This window comes from Staphylococcus ureilyticus (assembly GCF_002902235.1).
Taxonomy (GTDB): Bacteria; Bacillota; Bacilli; order Staphylococcales; family Staphylococcaceae; genus Staphylococcus; species Staphylococcus ureilyticus.
Genome location: NZ_PPRL01000143.1, coordinates 1 through 241 on the forward strand (window position 1 = coordinate 1; position 241 = coordinate 241).

A 241-nucleotide genomic window follows, 5' to 3' on the forward strand; every position below is an offset into this window, starting at 1 on the left:
CCGTAGATCTGAAGAGACCTGCGGTTCTTTTTATATAGAGCGTAAATACATTCAATACCTTTTAAAGTATTCTTTGCTGTATTGATACTTTGATACCTTGTCTTTCTTACTTTAATATGACGGTGATCTTGCTCAATGAGGTTATTCAGATATTTCGATGTACAATGACAGTCAGGTTTAAGTTTAAAAGCTTTAATTACTTTAGCCATTGCTACCTTCGTTGAAGGTGCCTGATCTGTAA

The 241-nt window shown here is 34.4% G+C and carries 1 protein-coding gene; it reads right to left on the reverse strand.

Annotated elements, in window-relative coordinates; all coding sequences use genetic code 11:
• Positions 1–241, reverse strand: a 241-nt coding sequence (locus tag CD150_RS12295) for a DDE-type integrase/transposase/recombinase (RefSeq protein WP_142382342.1), incomplete at both ends; no start/stop codon positions are given.